Annotated in this window: 18 protein-coding genes; 5 read left to right on the top strand and 13 right to left on the bottom strand. The window is 46.7% G+C overall.

Annotated features, from left to right (window positions below; translation table 11 throughout):
* Nucleotides 1-254: 254 nt before the first annotated feature.
* The 3 genes from AC121Z_RS15100 to rpmE all read right to left on the bottom strand — a co-directional run bounded on the left by AC121Z_RS15100 (nt 255) and on the right by rpmE (nt 2,543).
* On the bottom strand, nt 255-680 hold the full coding sequence (locus tag AC121Z_RS15100; RefSeq protein ID WP_498125000.1) for a hypothetical protein: 426 nt from the start codon (nt 678-680) through the stop codon (nt 255-257).
* Nucleotides 681-818: 138 nt separating this feature from the next.
* Complete coding sequence (locus AC121Z_RS15095; RefSeq protein WP_498124999.1) at nt 819-2,060, bottom strand: malic enzyme-like NAD(P)-binding protein; 1,242 nt, start codon at nt 2,058-2,060, stop codon at nt 819-821.
* A gap of 270 nt (nt 2,061-2,330) precedes the next feature.
* Complete coding sequence (gene rpmE, locus AC121Z_RS15090) at nt 2,331-2,543, bottom strand: 50S ribosomal protein L31 (RefSeq protein WP_498124998.1); 213 nt, start codon at nt 2,541-2,543, stop codon at nt 2,331-2,333.
* Nucleotides 2,544-2,747: 204 nt separating this feature from the next.
* On the opposite strand from rpmE, the gene priA reads away from it, so the two are divergent.
* The 4 genes from priA (at nt 2,748) to hslU (ending at nt 7,588) form a co-directional block, all read left to right on the top strand.
* Nucleotides 2,748-4,919 (top strand): primosomal protein N', encoded by a 2,172-nt coding sequence (gene priA / locus AC121Z_RS15085; RefSeq protein WP_498124997.1) that lies wholly within the window; start codon nt 2,748-2,750, stop codon nt 4,917-4,919.
* Nucleotides 4,920-5,103: 184 nt separating this feature from the next.
* The gene (locus tag AC121Z_RS15080) at nt 5,104-5,634 is read left to right on the top strand and encodes an SPOR domain-containing protein (RefSeq protein WP_498124996.1); all 531 of its coding nucleotides are present in this window, start codon (nt 5,104-5,106) and stop codon (nt 5,632-5,634) included.
* A 69-nt stretch (nt 5,635-5,703) separates the two neighbouring features.
* Nucleotides 5,704-6,228 carry an ATP-dependent protease subunit HslV gene (hslV, locus tag AC121Z_RS15075; RefSeq protein ID WP_498124995.1) on the top strand — a complete coding sequence of 175 codons (525 nt, stop codon included), beginning with the start codon at nt 5,704-5,706 and terminating at the stop codon, nt 6,226-6,228.
* Nucleotides 6,229-6,259: 31 nt separating this feature from the next.
* Nucleotides 6,260-7,588 carry an ATP-dependent protease ATPase subunit HslU gene (gene hslU, locus AC121Z_RS15070; RefSeq protein WP_498124994.1) on the top strand — a complete coding sequence of 443 codons (1,329 nt, stop codon included), beginning with the start codon at nt 6,260-6,262 and terminating at the stop codon, nt 7,586-7,588.
* On the opposite strand, the gene AC121Z_RS15065 is transcribed toward hslU, so the two are convergent.
* The 10 genes from AC121Z_RS15065 to AC121Z_RS15020 form a co-directional block, all read right to left on the bottom strand.
* A complete protein-coding gene (locus AC121Z_RS15065; protein ID WP_498124993.1) occupies nt 7,583-8,500 on the bottom strand; it encodes an ATP-grasp domain-containing protein in 918 nt (305 codons plus the stop codon). The genes hslU and AC121Z_RS15065 overlap by 6 nt on opposite strands.
* 52 nt (nt 8,501-8,552) lie before the next feature.
* Nucleotides 8,553-8,774: a hypothetical protein gene (locus AC121Z_RS15060; protein ID WP_498124992.1), complete on the bottom strand. Its 222-nt coding sequence runs from the start codon at nt 8,772-8,774 to the stop codon at nt 8,553-8,555.
* A 164-nt stretch (nt 8,775-8,938) separates the two neighbouring features.
* Nucleotides 8,939-9,196 (bottom strand): hypothetical protein, encoded by a 258-nt coding sequence (locus AC121Z_RS15055; RefSeq protein ID WP_498124991.1) that lies wholly within the window; start codon nt 9,194-9,196, stop codon nt 8,939-8,941.
* Between the two features lie 65 nt (nt 9,197-9,261).
* The gene (locus tag AC121Z_RS15050; protein WP_100658669.1) at nt 9,262-9,489 is read right to left on the bottom strand and encodes a helix-turn-helix domain-containing protein; all 228 of its coding nucleotides are present in this window, start codon (nt 9,487-9,489) and stop codon (nt 9,262-9,264) included.
* A gap of 31 nt (nt 9,490-9,520) precedes the next feature.
* Nucleotides 9,521-11,701: a peptidase domain-containing ABC transporter gene (locus tag AC121Z_RS15045; protein ID WP_498124990.1), complete on the bottom strand. Its 2,181-nt coding sequence runs from the start codon at nt 11,699-11,701 to the stop codon at nt 9,521-9,523.
* Complete coding sequence (locus AC121Z_RS15040; RefSeq protein WP_498124989.1) at nt 11,701-12,972, bottom strand: HlyD family secretion protein; 1,272 nt, start codon at nt 12,970-12,972, stop codon at nt 11,701-11,703. Before AC121Z_RS15040 ends, AC121Z_RS15045 begins: the two co-directional genes overlap by 1 nt.
* Nucleotides 12,973-13,490: 518 nt before the next feature.
* Entirely contained in the window at nt 13,491-14,066 is a 576-nt protein-coding gene (locus AC121Z_RS15035) for a hypothetical protein (protein ID WP_498124988.1), read from the bottom strand.
* Nucleotides 14,067-14,326: 260 nt separating this feature from the next.
* Complete coding sequence (locus tag AC121Z_RS15030; protein WP_498128273.1) at nt 14,327-17,611, bottom strand: amidohydrolase family protein; 3,285 nt, start codon at nt 17,609-17,611, stop codon at nt 14,327-14,329.
* 201 nt (nt 17,612-17,812) lie between these two features.
* The gene (locus AC121Z_RS15025) at nt 17,813-19,351 is read right to left on the bottom strand and encodes a DUF3369 domain-containing protein (RefSeq protein ID WP_498124986.1); all 1,539 of its coding nucleotides are present in this window, start codon (nt 19,349-19,351) and stop codon (nt 17,813-17,815) included.
* A 244-nt stretch (nt 19,352-19,595) separates the two neighbouring features.
* The gene (locus tag AC121Z_RS15020; protein ID WP_498124985.1) at nt 19,596-20,969 is read right to left on the bottom strand and encodes an alkaline phosphatase PhoX; all 1,374 of its coding nucleotides are present in this window, start codon (nt 20,967-20,969) and stop codon (nt 19,596-19,598) included.
* A 270-nt stretch (nt 20,970-21,239) separates the two neighbouring features.
* On the opposite strand from AC121Z_RS15020, the gene AC121Z_RS15015 reads away from it, so the two are divergent.
* Nucleotides 21,240-23,762: a TonB-dependent receptor gene (locus AC121Z_RS15015; RefSeq protein WP_498124983.1), complete on the top strand. Its 2,523-nt coding sequence runs from the start codon at nt 21,240-21,242 to the stop codon at nt 23,760-23,762.
* The last annotated feature ends 1 nt before the right edge of the window (nt 23,763 follow it).

The following is a 23,763-nucleotide window of genomic DNA, read 5'->3' as shown; positions in this document are numbered from 1 at the left end:
CATGCTCTTGCCTTACTTTGTGTTTTCAAGGCATGAATTAACTAGTTCACATTGACGGATCGCTTTAACAATTCAACAAACAGAGATAGGAGGTCTATGGAAGAGCACTGCTATGTTTTGCCCTATCGAGCTTGGGTTAAAGGCGCTTTCGATTATATTTTAATTTTAATTCGTTATGACTCGGTAGAATTGGGCTAACGCATCGTCATTAAATTATCGGGTACTGAGCACTGCGATAAACAACTGTCCATTCGCTATGGACTGAGGCGTTTTAAATCGCTTTCGCTCTGCTCTTCACCATGTTGCAGCCAGGCAACAGCGTCGGCTAGTTGAGTAAACTCTTTACTTTGGTAGTGCTCACAATCGGGTGGTAAAACGAGGCTCTTCGTTACACGGGCTGAAATAGGCGAGCTGGATACGTAGGCTTCCTTAATCAACCCGGCTTTGATGGCGTTACAGGTTGCTGCATTTAAATAGGGAATTGCTTCAGAGGTTGGCATCCAGTCATCATGCAAAATGCCAACCGCACAAAAGGGAGGAGTTACCAATGGCGTAATGGTGTGATTGAGTTCATGAATAAATTCTTTGGCCTTCTCTACATTCCAGCCACCAGAACACTCCATATAGACTATGTTGTCTTTAACCCATAATTTGAGCTCACCATGACTACTGAATGCCATGCAACCTCATCTTTTTTGCTTGCGGACAAGTTAACTGTAGATAACATTTTAACGACTGACAAATCCCATCAGGAAAAACTATCTCTAAGACGCCAGAGTCTTTATTGTTCTGGCTGCCTCAGGACAACGTGTCTGCGCTTACTCCATATAGCCAGCAGGCATATCAATGCGTGCGACACCAGAATCTACAGCCGCTTGTGCAACAGCTTTAGCGATAGTCTGACATAAACGCGGATCCATTGGTTTTGGAATGATATAATCTTTCCCAAAGGTCAATGACTCTGAATCACTGGCGTCTAAAACCTCTTGAGGTACCGGCAGTTTAGATACTTGTCGAATCGCCTCTACTGCGGCGACTTTCATTTCATCATTAATGGCAGACGCGCGCACATCTAAAGCACCACGGAAGATAAACGGGAAACACAGCACGTTATTAACCTGATTAGGGTAATCAGAGCGCCCCGTTGCCATAATTAAATCATCGCGTACTTCATGGGCTAATTCTGGTCGAATCTCCGGGTCCGGATTTGAACAAGCGAAGACGATTGGATTAGGTGCCATTAGTTTGAGGGTTTCCGGCGGCAATAAGTCGGGCCCTGATACACCTACAAAAATGTCAGCACCAGCCATTACATCGTCAAGCGTACGTTTATCAGTATTATTGGCAAACAGCATTTTATGTGGCGTTAGATCATCACGACGGGTGTGAATAACGCCTTTACGATCCAACATGTAGATTTTCTCACGTTGCGCGCCACACTTAATCAATAACTCCATACAAGCAACCGCAGCGGCTCCAGCACCAAGACAAACAATAATCGCATCGTGTAACTCTTTGCCTTGGATCTCTAGCGCATTTAACATGCCTGCAGCAGTTACAATTGCAGTGCCATGCTGATCGTCGTGGAACACTGGGATTTTACAGCGTTGGATCAGAGCCTGTTCAATCTCAAAACACTCAGGTGCCTTGATGTCTTCAAGATTAATGCCGCCAAACGTATCCGCAATGTTGGCAACGGTGTTGATAAATTCTTCTGTCGTGCGGTGTTTAACTTCGATATCAATTGAGTCAATACCAGCAAAATGTTTAAACAGCAGGGCCTTACCTTCCATTACAGGTTTAGACGCTAATGGGCCTAAATTACCCAAGCCCAATATTGCAGTGCCGTTAGAAATAACCGCGACCATGTTACCTTTGGCGGTGTATTGGTAGGCCGCATTGGGGTCGTCTGCGATTTCTCGCACGGGCTCGGCTACGCCAGGGCTATAAGCGAGGGCGAGATCTTTGACGCTATTCGCTGGCTTACTCAGCTCTACTTTGATTTTTCCTGGCGTTGGCTTGGCGTGATAGTCTAATGCTTGTTGGCGAAAGTCAGACATGCGTCGAATTCCTTGATAATGTGTGCTGTAGGGTTTGCGTTTATACGCTGTTTTTATTTCGGTAATCTATCACACTCGATATTCACGGCATATCGGATGTGCACGCGCTCAGCATAGCGAAAACTAAAGGTAATACCAATTAAAGGCAGCGCAAAAATAACACACATTAATTTCATGAATGTTTGTTGCGCAAGCCATAAACCTAAAAGGATAATAGCAGAGGCACAAAAAAAGCGCCGATACGGCGCTTTCTTCGCGAAGTCAAAGAGCTTATTTCTTGCCCAATGCACCGAAACGCTTCTTGAAGCGATCAACACGACCACCGGTATCAACGTTACGTTGCTTACCTGTGTAGAAAGGGTGACATGCTGAACAAACATCTAGGTTAATGTCTTTACCTAGAGTAGAGCGCACTTTTACTACGTTGCCGCATGAACAGGTTGCTGTGATTTCGCTGTAATTCGGATGAATATCTTGTTTCATTAGGGTTACCTCATCGTAAGGCCGCATCGCTATTCAACCCGTAGTTGAACACCATACGTTACAAAAATCTGGCAATTTAGGGTGAAAACCTGTGGTTGCCGTAAAGAGCGGCGCATATTAATGTACACGCCTTGACCGATCAAGTGTTTTTACGCCTGTGGCGGTGAAATATTGTCCAATTTTAGTAGGCCGAGAGAGGAACCATTGTCAATTGTTAGAGTTGCACTGCCAGTGCCGATGCGTCGCTTGTTTGATTATCAGGCTGACAACGCTAATCCAGGCTGCCGTGTGCTGGTACCTTTTGGTCGACGAGAATTGGTTGGCGTGGTTATCGCACAGGTCGCTGAGTCTGAGTTTGACGCGAGTAAAATCAAGCCAATTAAACAGGTACTTGATAGTGAAGCCGTCGTTGATGCAGAGCTGCTCTCGCTCGCCCAATGGTTAGCCGATTACTATCATCATGCGCTTGGCGAGGTGATTGCGACTTTATTGCCAGCAGCACTACGCAAAGCGCAGAGTATCCAGCGGCCGTGTATTGACTGGTTGCAACTGACTGCAGCAGGTGAATTGCAATTACAACAAACCCTGCGGGGTAAACAACAGCAAGCCCTACTGACGCTGTTAAGCGCAGCCGCACTGCCCGTCGCGGAAGTGCGCGAGCAATTCGGTCAGTCAGTGATAAAGGCCTGTCTTGAGAAAGGGTGGATTGAGAAAATCGGCCGTGACATTGAGCCAACGTTAAACTGGCACGAAAATCTTGAGATCGCCGCAGCACCAACCCCAAATGCGGACCAGGCGTTGGCTATCGCCACCATTTGCGCGCAGCAAAATGCGTATACTCCTTTTTTACTCGAAGGCGTCACTGGCAGCGGCAAGACAGAGGTGTATTTGCAAGTCATTGCTCCGAAACTTGCTGCAGGCGAGCAAGTGCTCATACTGGTGCCCGAAATTGGACTTACGCCACAGACCGTTGCACGCTTTGAAAAACGCTTTGGTCTGCCAGTCGGAGTGTTGCATTCAGGTATGACGGATAACGAACGTCTGGCTGTTTGGCTGCAAGCCAGAGCAGGCAGTATTGGATTAGTCATTGGTACGCGTTCAGCGATTTTCACACCGTTCAAACGGTTGGGTATGATCATCGTTGATGAAGAGCATGATGAATCTTATAAACAACAAGACGGCATGCGCTATCATGCGCGTGATATTGCGGTGTTACGGGCGAAACGAACTGATTGCGGCTTGCTGTTGGGAAGCGCCACACCATCCTTTGAATCATTACACAATGCGCTCACGGGGAAATACCAGTTACTCCAGTTACAACAGCGCACTGGTCAGGCCCAAATGGTTAGGCAAGAAGTCCTGGATATTCGTGGGCAATCCATGAATGCGGGGATCGCTGACCCAATGCTCAGTAAAATGCGGGAGCACCTCGCCGCGGGTGGACAAGTCATGGTATTCATTAATCGGCGCGGATTTGCCCCTAGCCTGTTTTGCCATCAGTGTGGTTATGTAGCGCAATGCACACGTTGTGAAGCCCCATTTACGGTGCATAAGGCGTTAGGGCGCTTGCACTGCCATCATTGCGATAATATCCAACAATTGCCGCAGCATTGTGCGTCGTGTGGTAGTAATGAAGTGGCATTTCAAGGTGTTGGCACTGAGCAACTTAAAGAATATTTGGATGCGGTGTTTCCGAACTACCGCAGTATCCGCATCGACAGTGATTCGATGCGAGGAAAGCAGAAGTTGGCTACCGCGCTTGATGAGATCAATGCTAATCAACACCAAATCCTGATTGGTACGCAGATCTTATCAAAAGGCCATCACTTTCCTCTCGTGACCTTAGTATTAGTCGTTGATGTGGATGCTGCACTATTTAGTGCGGATTTGCGCGCCACTGAAAAATTAGCGCAGTTATTAACGCAGGTTGCTGGCCGTGCAGGTCGGGAAAATAGACAGGGTGAAATGTGGCTGCAAACCCACCAGCCTGACCATCCCTTATTGCTCGATCTATTACACAATGGGTATCATCACTTTTCCCGTTACGCTCTGGCGGAACGTCAGGCAGCTCACGCCCCGCCGTTTTTTCATCAAACTGTATTTCGCGCTGAGGCGAACTCGGCGGAACCGGCCGAAGCGTTTTTACATGATGTACAATTGTTATTACAACCTAACGCCGCGTTAACCATCCTCGGCCCGATTCCCGCCCTAATGTTCAAGCGCGCTGGGCGTTATCGGATGTTGCTGGTGATAAAATCAGCCCATCGCTCCATCGTGCACAAGGCGATTGCAGCCCAACTGGATAATATTGAGGCGCTCAAGAGTGCAGCCCGAGTGCGCTGGGCGATTGATGTTGCACCTACGGATTTGAGTTAAGAGCCACACGTATTTTGCACCGGCACTGCGATTTCACGCTATTGCTTTAATATCGCTTTATGTAAAATACCAACATGGTAATGTATCACGTGTAGTCTAAGTTCAGCGCTTGCGTGCGCAAATGAAACCGAATTCATCGGTCGTACTAAAAGAGATACGACCTCTATTTAAGTAGTTTATCTGAATGCCACATAAAGATTATGTCAAGCGCGGCCGCGCCACCAAGCAAACCAAACCAGAACCCAAGCCCACGCCTTGGCTGAATATTGGTATCGCAATAATTGTAATTATCGGCTTTGTGTTATTGCTTTGGCGTATTAAAGACAATGCGCCCGCGCCAGAAATTAAGCCGTCAGAGCCAGAAATTATTGCGACAACTCCAGAAGAGGAGCTACCAGAGTTGCCGCAAGAAGAATGGGAATTCATTAAAACCTTGCCGGGATACGAAGTGGAAGTCGAGCAGGTCGAGCAGGTGACCAAGCGTTATCTCATGCAATGTGGTAGCTTCCGTAGCGAATCGCAAGCGGAAGAAATGCGAGCGCAAATCGCCATGACCGGAATGGAGTCAATTGTGCGCCCAAGCGAAGGTAGTAATGGCCGCTGGTATCGAGTGATCCTGGGGCCTTTTGAAAGTAAAAGGGCCGCTGAAAGTAGTCGCCACCAGTTAAGTCGGATCAATATTCGTACCTGCCAGATCTGGTATTGGAACCTTTAACTTATTGATGACTTGAAAATAGTCATGCGAGCCCCACCTTAGCTAAAAGAATTTAGCAAAGGAAAACGCATGACAACTATCGTTTCTGTGCGACGCAACAATCAGGTCGTCATTGCAGGGGACGGGCAAGTCTCCTTGGGCAACACGGTAATGAAAGGCAACGCCCGCAAAGTAAGACGCCTATACCACGATAAAGTATTGGCTGGTTTTGCCGGCGGTACCGCTGACGCTTTCACCTTGTTTGAGCGCTTTGAAAGTAAGCTTGAGCAACATCAAGGGCATTTGACCCGTGCTGCAGTAGAGTTAGCCAAAGATTGGCGAACTGACCGCATGCTAAGGCGATTAGAAGCTTTATTGGCGGTCGCCGATCACACCGCCTCCTTTATTATTACTGGAAATGGCGATGTTGTGCAGCCCGAGGATGATCTCATCGCAATCGGTTCTGGTGGGCCATACGCACAGGCAGCCGCGACCGCCTTACTAAAAAACACGCAGTTAAGTGCTGAAGAGATCGCGCAAAAAAGTTTGTCGATTGCTGGTGACATTTGTGTGTTTACCAACCACAGCCAGACCATCGAAAGTTTAAGTTATTAGCCTAGCGCTGCATTAAAGAGAAGAATTAGTTATGTCGGAAATGACGCCAAGAGAAATCGTCCACGAGTTAGACCGTCACATCATTGGCCAACAAGACGCCAAGCGCGCAGTCTCCATTGCTCTTCGCAATCGCTGGCGACGCATGCAGTTAGAGCCTGAGTTACGGCAAGAAGTCACCCCAAAGAATATTCTTATGATCGGACCTACTGGGGTGGGTAAAACTGAGATCGCCCGACGTTTAGCCAAATTGGCAAACGCTCCTTTTATTAAGGTTGAGGCGACTAAATTCACCGAAGTGGGTTATGTGGGTAAAGAAGTTGAGTCGATTATTCGGGACTTAGCCGATATTTCGGTGAAGCTCACAAAAGAACAAGAGACTGCCAAAGTAAAATTTCGCGCGGAAGAAGCTGCTGAAGAACGCATTTTAGATGCTTTGATCCCACCGCCGGAAAATTCGTGGGGTGAGAAAGAGGATGTGCCGAATAAGTCTACACGCCAAGCTTTCCGTAAGAAGCTGCGTGAAGGGCAACTCGATGATAAGGAAATCGAGATTGATGTGGCACAGCCTCAAATCGGTGTTGAAATCATGGCCCCGCCAGGCATGGAAGAAATGACTAACCAGTTACAAGGTATGTTCCAGAATTTATCGGGTTCACAGAAAAAGAATAAAAAACTGAAAATTAAAGACGCCTTTAAGTTGTTGGTCGAAGAAGAAGCATCCCGTCTCGTCAATCAAGAAGAACTGAAAGAAAAAGCCCTCTTTAACGTTGAGCAAAACGGTATTGTGTTTATCGATGAAATCGACAAGATTTGTAAGCGCGAGGGCACTGGCAGTGCGGATGTATCGCGCGAGGGTGTGCAGCGAGATCTGTTACCACTAGTAGAAGGGTCAACGGTATCGACTAAACACGGTATGGTAAAAACCGATCATATCTTGTTTATCGCTTCGGGCGCATTTCAAATGAGCAAACCGTCGGATCTGATTCCTGAGTTACAAGGTCGTTTGCCCATCCGCGTTGAACTGGCAGCACTCAAGGTAGAAGATTTTGTGCGTATCTTAACTGAGCCGAGTGCCTCATTGACAGAGCAATACGTTGCCCTAATGAAAACGGAAGGCGTTGACGTTGAGTTTTCCGAGTCAGGTATTGCGCGTATTGCGCATGCAGCTTGGCAGGTAAACGAAAAAACTGAAAACATCGGTGCGCGTCGTTTACACACGGTACTCGAGCGTTTGATGGAAGACATTTCCTTCGATGCCTCGGAACGGACTGGTGAGAAAATTGTGATCGACGAAGCCTACGTAAATAGTCATCTTGAAGCCTTGGTTGACAATGAGGACTTGAGTCGCTTTATTTTATAGCGGCATGTGACATTCATTGTAAGGCTCAAGTAGCAGGTCGATAAATGTCTCAGTCAATGGGATCCCAGTGCCTTTCTCAGCTTCGATAAACATCGGGCTGGGATTGGCCTCCAGAAAATAATATCGCCCTTCGTGATCACAGCGCCAATCAATGGCGCTCCATTGCATACCGAAGGTATAGGTAATTCGCTTCGCCAGGTTTTTTACTGGAGCCGGAATGGATACCGCGCCAGCAACGGTATAGTCGTCATCGCGGAAATCCACAGCAGCACTATTAAACTCGATACTGAATAGGTCGTTGCCAATCACGTAAGTGCGAATATTGGTGCCGGGTATATATTCTTGCAAGGTCACTGGACTACACCCTAAGACTCTTTCCAGATATTCTTGAGTGCGGTGACTGGGTTGCACAAATTCTGTAAGTGCCCCGCCATGAACTGGCTTGAAGATCGCTTCGCTGTGTCGTTGTAAAAAGTGAAATGCGGCATTAGGACAATTGCCGGTAAAGGATTTCGGGATCGTTGCGCCCATAGCCTTGGCTAATTGTAATTGGCGAGGCTTCATTTTGTGATTTTGAATGGCTGAAAATGGGTTTATCCAGTTTAAACTGGGTTCAGCAAAGAACGTCTTTAGCATGCTCATGGTGTCTTGCGTGGCTATACTGCTCTTAGTGCTGAGTGGCATAAAACTGCGCCAGTAAACCGAGCAAATTTGATCGAAGTAAATGATCTCCTGCTCAATCACCAAGTGCCCATCAGACAAATTAGGGCTATAACCAATCTGGCAATAACGAGGGAATAGTTGAGTATCGAAAACCCGGGTTTGTCGATTACGTTTGGCCAATTGCAATTTCACGTGCTGTACGTGTGGATCGTCGCCATCACCAATGATCAGTGTTATCGGGGTGCGCAAACCTGACTCCTTTACCCAACGCAGGCCTGCAGGCCTGCGTTAGCGGTTGCCGTTAAGTTAAATCGGGTTCAGGCACGAAACCACCATCTTCACCCAGGGCTTGTGTGTAATAAACGGGTGGTCGCAGTAAATTGCGCTGAACTTCGCGTCCTTTGCCATCATTGGGCATTGTCGGTGTCGCAGTACTGTCGGATGTCTGAGCGCCTGCATTTACGGCTGTTACAGCCTCTTTATCTAGAGTGGCCGCGCAGGGTGTAGCAAATGGATGTCGCATAAGATTTCTCCAATTATAACAATTGAAGGATGCTGGCATTGAGCATGCAGCTTCAACACAGCTCCTTGTGTTATCTCGCGTTACGAGAGTTCACCCCCTGTGAACATGCTTAGATTAGCAGGTCTGCGGCAACGTTCTACTGGCCTTACGTCTAGTATTTGCGTTTATTGCATACGCTCTTGTAGCCGCGGGTCAGCTTGAATACTGTCGTTGAGCCCCTGCATGTAACTGTATTTCACCATGGAGTAGGTGCCAATGACCCAAATGGTATTGTAGACAACCGCAGTGAGCAGAAACGGCGGTGCATGGCGGGTCGCCAGAAAGTAAAAGAAGAGAAAGATACTGGCGATGATAAAAAGCATCACTGAATAGCCAATCACTAAATAATGAAGGCGGTGAATTTTGCCAAGTGGGTTATCCATGTTTCGTCCTCTGGATTAGATGAAAAGGCCTGAGTACCGCTTAAACTCAGGTGGTTGGATGCAAACTAGGCAGCATCGGCATTATCGTACAGTGCTTTAAAATAAGCTGCCATTAAACTCGCCCGATTCGTGATGTCCAGTTTGCGATAAATATTCGCACAATGAAACTTTACCGTGCGTTCACTGATAAACAGTTCACGCGCGATTAGTTTATTCGGTAAGCCTTCCATGATTTTCATGGCGACTTGGAGTTCACGCCGTGAGAGTTGTTCAAGTTGTGTTGATATAGTCATAATAGTCTCCTGGTTCTTCTTCCGTTGAAGGTTAGGTTGGGTTATTAATCAGTGAACTAGGATCAACCCGTCGTAGCTCACCATTGATTAATTCATAAATAACATCTGCTTGCTGTATTGTTTGCAACCGATGTGCAATGATCACTCGGGTAATTTGCAGCGCTCCAATATTCGTTGTGACTTGACATTCATTGGTTAAATCGAGATGACTTGTCGCTTCGTCTAGAAACAATATTACGGGTTGGCGATACAGTGCACGAGCGAGCAAAATGCGTTGCTTTTGACCGCCGCTGAGTGTGGTTCCCATATCCCCGACCAGCGTGTTGTATTGCATCGTCATAGTCACTACATCGTCATGGATGCAGGCGACTTGAGCGGCAGCGATTACCCTGGGCATATCGATGTGCTCTGCAAAGCAGGCAATGTTATCGGCGATTGAGCCGCTGAGTAGCTGGTCATCTTGCATAACCGCAGCGATCCGTTGGCGGTAGTCGGGTATTTGTTGCAGCGGCAAACCGTCAATATGTATCTTGCCGCTATGCGTGGCGAGTAAACCCATCATGCACTTCATTAACGTTGTTTTACCGCTCCCGCTAGCGCCAATAATGGCGACTGTTTGACCGGGACTAACCTGTAATGAAATATGCCTAAACAGCGGCGGATCTAACTCGCTGTGTCGATAGCTGATATCAGTAATACGCAATGCTCCCAACGGTTGGTGGGCTGATTTCTGCTGACTGGTGTAAACAGAGTTATGCGAGTTCGGGGTACTAAGTAAGGGATCTTTAGGGGTATAAACAATATCAGCGAGCCGAGCGAAATGCAGGTCGAGCATTTTAAAATCGATCCATTGCGTGATGAGGCTGTCCATTGCATTAATAAAACGCGACTTGTAGCTGATAAAAGCATACAGCATTCCAACAGAAAGGACGCTGTCCATGACTGCAAGCGCTGCAAGGTAGATGACAACCAGATTTTCTAGGCCAAAAAGCAACTGATTGATACTGGCAAAACTGATATTCCAGCGACTGATCTGAATATGCTTATTCATGCTTGTGATGAGCTTATTTAACCATTGATTTTGCCGCTGGTTCTCTTGGGCGAACAGCTTAATCGTTTGTAACGCCCGTACTGATTCCATGAAATGACTGTTTTCTTTTGCAGCAGCAACGATCGCCTCTTCATTTAAGCGCCGAATGGGGCGATAGAAGGTATACCTGACAAGCGCGTAAAGCGTGACAATCGCAATAACCAATAGTGCTAATTGGGGACTGTAGATGAACATCACGATCAGCGTGACTATCGCCATTAGTCCATCCACGATTGCTGTGATTAGGCCGGTGGTAAACATTTCTCGGATTGCGCGCAAAGATCCGAACCGACTGACAATATCACCCACGTGTCGTTTCAAAAAGTAATCCATTGGCAGGCGAATTAAATGATGAAACACGTTGCTCGACATCTGTAGGCTCAGCCGGTTGGATAAGTAGAGGATACTCACCTGACGTAGAATAGTGACTCCAACTTCTATCAGCAGCAACAAACCGAAACCAAGTGCGAGTGTGGTCAGAATTTGCGTGTTATTCCGTATAATCACATCATCAATCACCACTTGCATATAGAACGGACTGGCAATAGCGAAAAGTTGGAGCATCAGTGACAACGCAAGAATGACCAGTAAACTTCGCTTTAGGCCATGAATGGTGGACCAAAAGTGCGATAACGTTAATTGTGAGCGTTGTTTTTGCGGGGTAAAAGCCTGATTGGGCGATAGTTCCAATGCGACCCCAGTAAAGTGCTTATCTGCGTCTTGCCATGAGAGCTGCCGCTCACCGCAAGCGGGATCATGAATTGTCAACGTGCGCTTGCGGGCGTCGACACTGACTAAAACCACAAAATGGTTCATATTCCAGTGCAATATACATGGCGTTTGCAGCGCGGCTAATTGTTCAAGCTCCAGTTTCAACGCGCGCGTGCTGAAATTCAGTTGGCTGGCGATTGCCATGATTTGTTGCAAGGTTGCACCATGAGCTGATAGTGCAAAACGATGACGTAATTGCGTCAAATCGGTCTGATATCCATAGCTGCCTGCCAGCATCGCGAGGCAAGCCAAGCCGCATTCGCTAGCTTCAGTTTGTAACACTAAGGGGACTTTAGTGGAGTTAGAGAGTGACGACCACCAGTGGGAGAAGTCAAGCGCTGCTACGGTCATTATAAACGTCCTTGCAAACTGTAAATCGGTTCAAGCAGCCATTCCAACAAACTGCGTTCGCTGGTGGTAATGTCTGCGCTAAACGTCATGCCTGGTTTTAAGCCAACGTGCTGACCGAAGGCCTCGATTACACTCTGCTGCAAGCTAGCCTTCGCGACATAAACGGGTTCGCTAATCGCTACCGGTGCATGATTTAACTCGTTAGGCAGGATCACCGATGCCGCAATCTCGGTTAATTCGCCCTGAAATAAACCAAATTTTTGGTATGGAAACGCATCGTAACGGATCTCAATGGATTGGCCCGCTTGCACAAAACCGATGGCACGAATAGGCAGCAGAAGACGGGCCTCATACTGATTATTTTGTGGCACGATATCGAGGACATGCTGCTGCGCTTTAATCGCTTGTTCAACACTCACTTGTAAACTGGTGACAAGTCCATGGCGACTAGCGATAATATTGGTCGAGCGCTGTCCTTGGAGTTGCAAAATCTTTTGCATCAATTCGCTTTGTTCGCGATTGCGTTGAGTCTCTGCACTGGCTTGTTGCTGCGGCAATACCAGTTGCTCTTGCTGCAACTGCGCTAAGGTATTTTGCTGGTTTGACCGGGCCAATTGCAATGCGTGCGTTTCACTTTGTAACGCAAGCTGCTGTTCGCGCAGTAGTTCTATGTCGTTGGCTCGGATCAAGCCTTTATCACGTAAGTCTTTATAGCGGGCGATGCGTTCGTCAACTAAAGCGATTTGTTGCTGTAATGTATCCACTTGATCGGTCAAGTGCCGCAGGGCGATTTCTGCATGGCTCACTTTTTGTTGTAATACATCAGCGTGCAGCGCATCAATCTCGGTTTGCCGCGAAATCAGTGAGTTCAACTCCTGCAATTGTTGCTGATATTCGTTTAATAACTGACCTTCGACAGTTTCACCTGAAGGTAAGGGCGTTGTGTGTGCAATCGTCAGCAGCACGTCGCCTTTTTCGACAATGTCGCCGGCCTTCACAAATACCTCAGTGACAATCCCAGGTTGCAGGGTAGTATAGTGGCGAGCGATCCCCCCGATCGGCTCTATCCATCCAATCACTCGCTCTTGACGCGCATAGCTGTGCATCACAAGAAAGCTAATAACCGCAACTAGCCAAATAATTAGCGCTAGTGTGATTACACTGTGCGACAGCTTGGGCACTACCAGTACATCACCATGTAAACGGTTACGCTGATAGGCAACGGCATTTGCTCTAAATAGGCTGCGCTCTGGTGTCTTTGTGCTTGTCATTATGCTCCCCGCAATAAAAGGTCGATGGTGAGTTATCCGTCCTTGGATTAGTTGGCTAGCCCTGCCTATTCTCACTTCATCCTTGTTGTACCTAATGCTTTGGCGAATCATCCATAATTACTGGCGAACTCCCTGACATCATATCCCTGACATCTCTCTGTTCTCTCCTCACCATCAGGTACAATGGATAGTTGCCATTCACGTTCCTTGCGATACTGCTGCAACCCTCCCGTCAGCAATCCGTGCTGACAAGACTAGATTAGGTGGTGAGTGTTTTTTGTACTACATGCAAGAGGACTCGGATATAACGGTTTGCTTAAACAATGCTTTTTGTCTCGAAATTAAGACCCATGTCTTAATTTTTAGACTTTGCTCAGATTGTCAGTGCAGAGGGGCATTGGCCGGCGAGAGATCGCTTATCTCAGCTATTTCATCTTTCGATTGGGTATCGTCACTTAAGAAGATGGGGCGGTTGTTGCTGGTCATTTCAATCAATGAGTTTAGCGTACAATCAGTGCTCAATTATTACATTGAATGCCAAGTAAGGTATCTCCCAGTGCTGTTCGTTTTGTCTCAATTCTGCACCAGGCTTGATTACCGCTAAATAATCCGCAGTAATACTCATTGGATTTAAAATGTATTTCTCGTCCTTGTTGATCAATCAGATAATTTGAAACACCGAAGAATTTATGACGACTGGAGTACTGACAACGGGCGTCGATTGAAAGTGATTCTCCTGGCAACCAGTTTGCCGCGAAACCCGAAATGAAAATTGATGATGTCACTAACATAACAGTGAATAGGGCACCTAATACAACAGTATTGAACAAAGCAAATAACGTTTTGTTCAGGTCTTTCTTTTTAATATAGCTGTTATAGATCGTACCTCCGGTACTCAAAACAATAGGGTATTTAAAAATAATCCTGTAACACCAGATAACATAAATGACGCTAAATACCGCGATGAGGAAGCCTAAGTATAAAGACGATGGCTGATAGTTCTCCTTGCCAAATAAAACCACTCCTATGGCTATGTAAGAAACCATAAAGAAGAATTTTCTAAGTCCGACTGGCGTGGTTTTGAATAAAGCCATTTAATTATCTTAAAGCGTAGGCCCTTGCCAAGGGTTTTAGAGTTGCCATCTTATTTACTAATCATTGACTGATCCGGCCGTCAGTTTCAACACTTCTGTTGTCTTCGGCGTATGGTGGAGTTGGTTCGCAGCGTCAGCATAACGCTCTATGGCGTTCGCATTAGTCATAGAGCATTAGCTTTGAAACCTCAAAAGCAAAAAGCTAATAGGATGTTACCATCCTATTAGCATCAAGTGAGCTAACACTCGCTTATCTCAGCTTAGTGTTTCCAGTGGTACTTATGGGCTTTCGCTTCAACTTCGCTGGCGGTCTCAGCGGGCATAAATAACTGGTTATTGCGCTCGAAGAAAAACGGCATACGTTTTTGCTTGCTGCCAACCTCATTCATGGTCGCAGCTTCGTATACACGGCCGTTCAGTACGGTGTAGGTAACGAACTCGCTGCGGCGTAGATCATTGAGTACATCACCTTCAATAACCACCAAGTCGGCTAATTTACCCACTTCGATGCTACCCAGGTCTTGATCCATACCGAGATGCACTGCGCCATCAATTGTGCCACCACGCAATGCTTCCCAGGGGGTGAAACCGCCTTGTTGCATGATCCATAATTCCCAATGTGCCGCCAAACCTTCGCGCTGACCATGGGCGCCAATGTGCACACCGACACCATTATCACGTAGGACTTTGGCGTAGCTTGCTACATCGACATGGTTGTATTGATTATCCGGCGCAGTCGGGCGTCGGATAGAACGACTTTCAATTAAGAAATTCGGGGTATAACGCATTAAGCGCTCGTTTTTCCAGACCTCGGTACGATCGTACCAATACTCTTCACCCATTAGACCGCCATAGGAAACTACAAACGTTGGGGTATAGCCGAAACGCGTTGCTTTCCACAGTTGAGTCAGGTCATTGTAACCATGGGCAATAGGCAAGGAATGTTCGAGCCCAGTATGGCCATCCACTAACATGGAGATGTTTTGTTGGAATTTACCGCCACCCTCGGGTACCACCATCATATTTAACTCACGAGCGGCTTGTAACACTTGCTGACGCTGGTCGCGACGCGGCTGGTTATAACTTTTCACCGAAATCGCACCGACATCTTGCAGGCGACGCACATGGAAATAAGCGTCGTCATAGTCGTTGATGATGGCCTTATAGCCTAACGCTTCAGCGCCGTAAAGAATGGTGCCCGTTGAGTAGATGCGTGGTGCAACAATTTTCCCCGCACGTTGTAACTCTGCCGCGGCCATGATCTCAGTGGTGTCATTCGACGGATCATGAATAGTAGTCACCCCAAACGCGACATTCGAGTATTGGCTCCAGTTTTGTTGTGGAATAATTTCATTCCGGCCTTGGGCTCCGTGGGCATGGGTGTCAATCAGCCCAGGGATAACCGTATGGCCACTGGTATCAATGATTTTTGCAGCCTTAGGGATAGCAACCGATTGACTATCGCCCACGGCCACAATCCGATTGCCTTCAATCAGCACTACGCCATTTGCAATGACTTCTTGCGTTTGGTTTGCATCACGCATGGTAACCACTTGGCCACCAACCAATGCGATGGTTTGCTCGGGCACGTCAGTGCGTTGATTAAATGCTAAGTTCAAGCCGTTTTCTTCAGCTTCGGGTAAATCCTCGGCGCCACCAACAAAGCTAAATGCCTGGTCCAATGCGCGTTCAAAGAAATAAGGGCCATGGAACCAACTAACGTTAGCATTATCAGGGGACCAGTTGAGATATTCACCCGCCCGCGCAGAGAGTTGCTGAACCGGTAGTGAGGTCATATCAGGGCCAATAGTGACCTTTTTGCCATTATCGGCAAATGGCGCAACATAGGCATTATATTGATTCACAAATGCCACCCATTGCTTGTCATGGGATAGACGGTATTCGCTGACTTGATCGGCGCCATACAGATGCACGCGCTTGTCTTCGCCATTTAGATCAACTGAAGAAAACTGGGTTTCGGGATAAGGCGTACCACCGACTGATTCGGTGAAGTAAACCCGTGAGTTGTCGCCAGCAAAATGTGGGTTAATACCCGATTTAGACACGCGTTGCGCGCGCTCTTCGTCTAGATTCAGCACGTAAATGCCACTATCAACGGAATGGGTTGGATCCAATAAATATCCACCACTGAATTTGCGATAAGTGATCAATTCACCATCAGTCGAGAAGCTTGGCTCAATATAGTGGCCCGGACCAGGGCTTACCACTTTACCCTTGCCACCGCGCGCTGAAACTACCCGAATGTCGCCTAAGGATTGATCATTCCAAGTGGTGTATACGATCTGTTTGCCATCATTTGAATAGCGCGGATAGTATTCATCATGCTCGTTCTGTTTGGTCAAGCGCTTAACTTTGCCTGATTTGATATCGTGTACATACAATTTACCCAAGGCTTGGAACAGCACCGATTTGCCATCAGGTGATTTTTGTGACCAACGAATGGCCTTTACATCAAACGCTTCAGGTGCCACATCGACAGGAAAACGCACGGCGTCGGCATACTGTAATTCGGCTTTAACCGAGACGTCTAACGTTGTGATTTGCGGCGCATCAGGCTGACTGTTGGCAACATCAATGCGGTGGAACTTGCCGCCTGTCCAAAACACAATGTGCTTGCTATCCGGTGTCCAATCAAAGTAGGCGTAATAGCCCTCGCTGCCGAAGCCTTCCTGCATATCGCGCTCCATCCCTAAATAGATCGGCGTCTCTGAGCCGGTAGCGATATCTTTAATGAACAATGCCGTTCGATCCGTCACACGGCGAATGTAAGCGATAGACTTACCATCCGGTGATGGTGTCGCTACCACCGCACCGCCAGTACCAGAAATATAGCGTTCTTCCTCGCCAGTGACGCGATCAAAACGGGTAATGGCGAAGATTGATTTCAACGGATCGCGGTTATAACTGAACGTGCTACCCGGGCTGATATCTTGGGTGTAGTAAATGTACTGACCGTCAGGCGAAAAGGCAGGATCGGCAATATTTTTTTGATCGGCTTTGCCATTTACCCGTTCCTTGATTGGCAGTCCGCTGCCACCGCTTTTGTGATAAAGCCAAATTTCTCCCGCGGGAATACTGCGGCTCGACATGATCCCTTTGGTCGCGGCAATATAGTTTCCATCAGGGCTCCATGCAGGTGAATGAATAATGTTTTTCTTTTCTTTAGTTACTTGGCGCAAATTTGTGCCATCAATATTCATGATCCAAACGTTACTAAGGCCATCTCGATCGGAAATAAATGCGATTTCTTTGCCATCAGGACTTACCGCAGGGTGAATGTTCCACGCAAAATCCTGTGTCAATGCTTTGGCTTCACCGCCATTGCTGGTAACAATATAAATATCGCCAAGCATGTCAAACACGAAGTGCTCCCCATCAGGAGTAACATCGAGACTTGACCACGTGGTTTCATTGGTTTCGAAAGATACAGTATTAAGTGGAAACGGAGGATTTAGAATATCCCACTGGGTATTTTCATCGGTTGCGGCAGCTGCCTCTTGGTCGTCGGCATGAATTGAGGTCATCATACCTAGCGTAAGGCATAGCAGAAGCCATCGGGCCTTACCCATATGTCGTTTAGGTGTCGTCATGGTAATTCCTGGATTTTTTATTTGCACCAGTGATCAGTGCTTATAAGAGCAATATGCTCAAGAGTACTGGCATACAGTAACACAGCTGCTACAAAATCAAATCTATGCTTGCGCCAGATTGCGTGGTTGCCGCGATTAAGTTGGATCGGGGTAGCGTTCTCTGATTTGGGTAAAGTGTTCCAGATTATCCAGCAGCAGATCAACCAATCTGGGATCAAACCGTTTACCTTTTTCTTCTTTGAAATAAGCGACTATATCCTCAAGTGACCATGGATCTTTATAGCAACGTGCGCTGCCCAGCGCATCAAATACGTCTGCGATGGCCGAAATACGGCCTGCGATATCAATGTTTTCACCACTCAGTCCGTTGGGATAGCCACTGCCATCCCAGCATTCATGATGTTCATGAGCGATGGTCGCGCCGAGATGTAAAATGGGATTATCACTTTTACTTAGCATGTCATGCCCAATCGCAGCATGAGTTTTCATGATGTCCCATTCCTCATCAGTATGTTTGCCGGGCTTATTCAGTATGTGATCGGGAATGCCCACTTTACCGACGTCATGCAATGGGGAAGCTAGCTTAATCATTTCTGCGTCGTAGTCGGACATACCATAAAGTTTCGCCAGTTTATGGCTCATATGGGCAACGCGTTTAACGTGACTACCGGTTTCCTTAGAGCGCATTTCTACGGCTTCGCCGATCAGATATGACAACTCGCGCTGCGATTCTTTAATGGTTTCGCGTAAACTGAGATTCTCATGGGCAACAGCAATGTTGTGGGCAAAATATTCCAGCAAGTGATGTTGTACAGGGTCAATGGCATTATCGCGCGACACATACAGCAAATTCTCAGTCCCGCGATTAGTCGTGAAGTAACCGATAAAATAACTTTCTTCATGCATGCTGCGCTTTTGCTTTATAGCTTCTGCGATCCGCGCCAGAATGGTTGGATTAATATTTTCGTTGGCGCTACAGTCGCCTTGATTGTTGGCCAGAACATTAAGGCCTGACATTGGTTCCTGACCGTGCTTGTGGGTGACGGCACAACACACGATTTCTTGAGATTCGAGCCCCAAAATCACCGCGATCTGACGTAATATGGTGCTGGCAAATTGTGGCAAGGTATCACATTCGATAAATTCTGCTGTTGCCGCAATGATCCGCTCAAGGCCACAACGGTGGCGCTCGATAATTTTGATGTCACGGTAGCTACGCAGGGCGGAAAAAGTGACCGTTTTTAACCGCAGTGCGGTCAATTCGGTTTTATTTTTGTAGTCATTGATGTCGTAGTCACGGATCACACTTTCTTCCGGCGCCTCGCCGGGTTGACCGGTGCGCAAAACTAATCGAATCGTGTGATTGTTAAGTTGTTCCCGCGTCCATTGAATGAATTCTAAACCGGCGTTATTGGTTTCCATCACTACATCGACAATCGCTAAAGCAATGTCGTGATTATCATCGCTGGATAGAATTTCTCGCGCTTCTTGCGCCGAATATGCACTGATACATTCGATGCGCCGACCATCGAATTCGAGGTCGGATAAGACCATGCGGGTAATGGTATGGATCTCAGGCTCATCATCAATCACTAACAACTTCCAGCGCGCACCTTCCGGAAGCATAGGTTCTTGATATTCATCACTAGCAAAAATGAGTTCGTCGTCCATCATGCCTACTTTTACAACGTTCGTGAGTTAACTATAGAGTATGCATACGAAAGCGCTAATGTTTTAGCTTAAATTCGTCCCGCAATAGATCGTTATACATGCGTAATATGAGCTGAGAACGCACTTTCTCAAGTAAACAAGTGTAACCCTGTTGCCATTGAGACAGTGAATGCTTGGGTAGGTTGCATAAGGCTATAACTCATGCAATAAAAGTATCTCCTGCTGAAGATTGTACTGCACTCGTTTTTTATGCTGTAAATTTATCCCAAGGGCCAGTAATTGCGACAGTTACTGAGGGGGAATAGATATTCAGAAACATTGTAGTTCCGTCTGGAGAAAAGCACGCACCCGCTGGCTCAGTTTGCCAACGTAGTTGAGCAAACGAATAAATCTCGCCAGATGGGGTTATTCCCTTTAATTCATTATGTACTTGATCCGTATACTGATCTTCACAAACGATTAGGTGGCCTGTAGGTGCAACCGTAATGTTGTCGCCATAATTAAAAGTAGCCACATCCGGACTTTCAACAACTAACTCAAGTGTTGCAGGGCTCTGTGACTCTCTGTTTGTACCTTCATACTTCGATGGCGTGTAGCGCATGACTTGACCGCATTTGGCTTTACCGCCGTTGGTGCAACAGAAATACAATTCATTTTCCGCCCAATGGATCCCCTCTCCGCGCGCAAATAGTGCCGCTCCATTGTTATAGCCCTGAACCCTCAAATCGTCCTTTGGACTTTCTACCTCCTGTAAACCGACCCAGTGAGTTTGATATCTCTGGTGCATAGAGATAGTCGACGTTTCCCAGTTACGCGTGTCAAATTGCGGCTGAGCAGTAATGCATAACGCCTGCAGAATTCCGCCCGCATGTAGGTTACCCACTTCATTAGGAATGTAACGATAAAATAAGCTATCACCTCTATCTTCTGTGAGGTACACGATTCCCGTGCGGGGATCGACACACGCAGCTTCATGATTAAAACGCCCCATCGCTTTAATCGGTTTGGCCGCGACTAATCCATTTGCCGTCGCTGGTACCTCAAAGACATAGCCATGTTCTTTCTTGATACCTATAGAGTCGCTTGGTGTTGCAACCGATTCTTCACAGGTGAGCCATGAACCCCAAGGTGTTACTCCTCCAGCACAATTACGTATGGTGCCAATGAGTGACATATATTCGCGCTCTACTTCTTGGGTTGCTACGTTGTATAAAATATTAGACGTGCCACCAGGCAGCGCATCGTTATATTGATCGACATCATAGGCTTTCAGCTTGATTTGCTCTGAGCTGGGATTTTTTTGACGTTGTTTAGGAATCTTAATTTCATGATTTCTAATCAATACTACGCGTTGACTGTCCAGTCCTATACAACCCATGCCATCTGCACGATCTGGCACGGTTAAGCCATCATCCATCATTTGTCCGAAGGATGAAATTATACGATAGGAAAAGCCATCTGGAAGATCTAGCATACCTTTGGGGTCTACCTTCAGTGGTCCATAGCCTTTGTGAGTATCTAGTTGCATGCTCAATTTGTTAGGGCTTGCGAGCAACTGGCGTGACAAACCACTAAGAGCAAGTGCCACAAGACCCTTGTTGAACTGACGGCGAGAAATCATAGCGTTTCTTTCATTTAATCCTGAGCTTATGCAGTACTATAGCGATGAAACATGACAACCGTATTTCACAGTGATACCTCTAATTTCTAAAGGATATTTAATTGAGTGCATATGCTTCAGGAGCCAGTCAAAACAGCATCGAAACAAGTCTTCTTCATTCTGTTAATAGTCAATTCTGCAATAAAATTTTAATAAAAATTATATATCTCTGTCATCTCAACTCTCCATGTTGTGCACACAAAAATTACAACCTCAATATGGAATATCACTATGTGGAAACGTTCTGCCTTGTCTCTTGCTGTTATCTCTGTCTGTTTTGGAGCGCAAGCGCAACAAAGCAATGCTGATAACGAGTATATGGAAGAAGTCTTAGTGACCGGCCAACGGGCCATGGTCAAATCTGCAATCGCTAAACAGCGCGCGGCTGACGGCGTAGTCAGCGCTATCACGAACGATACGATTGGCTCAATGGTTGATCAAAATGTTGCTGAAGCAGTGCGCAGATTAGCAGGCGTTAATGTCCTTAACGATCAGGGGGAAGGACGTTTTATCTCAGTGCGCGGACTGGATCCAGAGTTAAACGCCGCATCTATCAATGGCGTTCGTTTACCAGCTCCCGAATCCGACACACGCGCAGTTGCCCTGGATGTTATTCCCTCTGAATTGGTTGAATCTATCGAAGTGTACAAAACTCTGACACCCGATATGGATGCAGATACCATTGGTGCCAGCATCCAAATTAACACCATCAAAGCGACCGACAATGTAGACTTTGTAAAGGTGCAGGCGGCGTTGAGTTACAACGATTTAAATGAAGAACTGTCACCTGAATATGGGATCGATTTTTCGCGCAAACTAAGCGATAGCTTGGGCATTGCCGGTGGGGTTAAATATAGTGAGCGTGAAACCTCCACTGACAACATGGAAATGGACGGTTGGACGGTCAGCGATGACGGTATTGTGTATGCCGAAGACGTTGAATACAGAGACTATGACGTATTACGTGAGCGCTTAGGTGTATCACTCTCCGTAGACTTTATTGCAAGCGAAAACACAAACCTTTTTGCACGCACACTCTACAGTAAATTCGAAGATACTGAGCAGCGTCGACGTTTAGTCTTTGGTATGAACGATCTTCAACCCATTTCCGGCTCTGCGACGGGCGCTAGCTTCGTTGCGGGTGCTGATGCCGATGATGACGAACGTATTGAAGTGCGCCGCGGATTGAAAGACCGTTATGAAGCGCAAACTATCTCTACATTTGAGTTTGGTGGTGAAACTAAGTTAAAAGATTGGGCATTTGACTACAGCATGAGCTGGGCAAAAGCAGACGAAAAAGAGTACAACACACAAGACCCTACACGTTTCCGTGAACGTTTTGAAGATGGGGAGTTAGGCGTTAGCTTTGACTACAGTTCACTTGAATTCACCCCGTACATGATTACCCAAGGTGCTGATGCGTTCTTTGCGGCAGAAACCTATAAGTTAAATAAGATCGAGAACGTTGAAGGTGTGGCTGAAGATGATGAAATGACATTGCAGTTTAATGCCAGTCATTTTATGAACGTGGGGCGCGGCGAGCTTGAGGTAAAAGGTGGAGCGAAACTTCGCCAGCGTGAGAAAACCTTTGATGGTGGCATTACTGTTTGGGAAGATCCTACAACTGAATACACCCTTGCCGATGTCATTGGAGTCCCCTCCTATAGTCTGATCGACATTGCACCGATGCCAGATCTCAACGCTGTTCGTGCAAGAAATGCCAATACTACATTTGAAACCATTGAACTTGATTTTGTTGAATCAACCCTAGAAGACTTCAGTGTGGAAGAAGACGTTACCGCTATTTATGGTATGGCCCGTTATATTGATCAACAGATGACATTAGTCGGCGGTGTACGTTATGAGCAAACAGACAATAAAATGGCAGGCAACATTGTTGACGTTGATGCTGAAACAGCCATTGCGCAGCGCTTTAGTAATGATTATTCGCACGTATTACCCAGTGCAAGTCTGAAATACAACTTAAACGACGACATGGTTTTACGCGGCGGTATTTTTAAGTCTATCGTTCGCCCAAAAATGAGTAAGCTCGCACCAAAGTTCGAGATTAATGAAGACTTAGAAGCAGTATTTGGGAATCCTGAATTGGAGCCGTATGAAGCATGGAACTTTGATCTGGCTTTAGAGTATTACTTTGCTGAAGGGGCGGTCGTCCAAGGTGGCTTCTTCTACAAAGATATCAAGAACTTCATCATTGATACGGTATATGAAGAGGACGATGGCCCTTACTTTGGAAGCTTTAATGGCGTTTCTTTTGTTGAAGCTGAAGTACCAATCAACGGTGATGACGCCAATGTTCAGGGGTTTGAGTTTGCCTATAATCAAGTATTTGGTTCCGGTCTTATTCTTGGGTTTAACTACACCTATACGGATAGCGAAGGGGATATTGAAGGCCGAACGATTGCACTACCTGCGTCTTCAGAATCTACTTATAACGCAAACATTGGTTATGAGGCTGGTGCCTTTAGTGCTCGATTGACTCTCGCCTATCGTGATGATTATCTGGATGAATTGGGCGGAGACGCTGAAGAAGATCGCTGGGTTCAAGAGCACACTCAAGTCGATTTCTCTGCAGAGTACGAAGTGGTGAAAGACATTGAGGTTTTCTTAAAGCTCGTTAACTTAACGGACGAGCCGTATGTCGCGTATCAAAATGGCCCATCACAACCCCGTTTACTCCAATACGAGGAATATTCATTTACAGCTAAATTCGGTATTAAGGGGACGTTCTAAC

Source organism: Alteromonas sp. DYW1 (assembly GCF_059752595.1).
The sequence above is the reverse complement of the archived record's forward strand: the minus strand, read 5'-3'. Positions and strand labels throughout refer to the sequence as shown.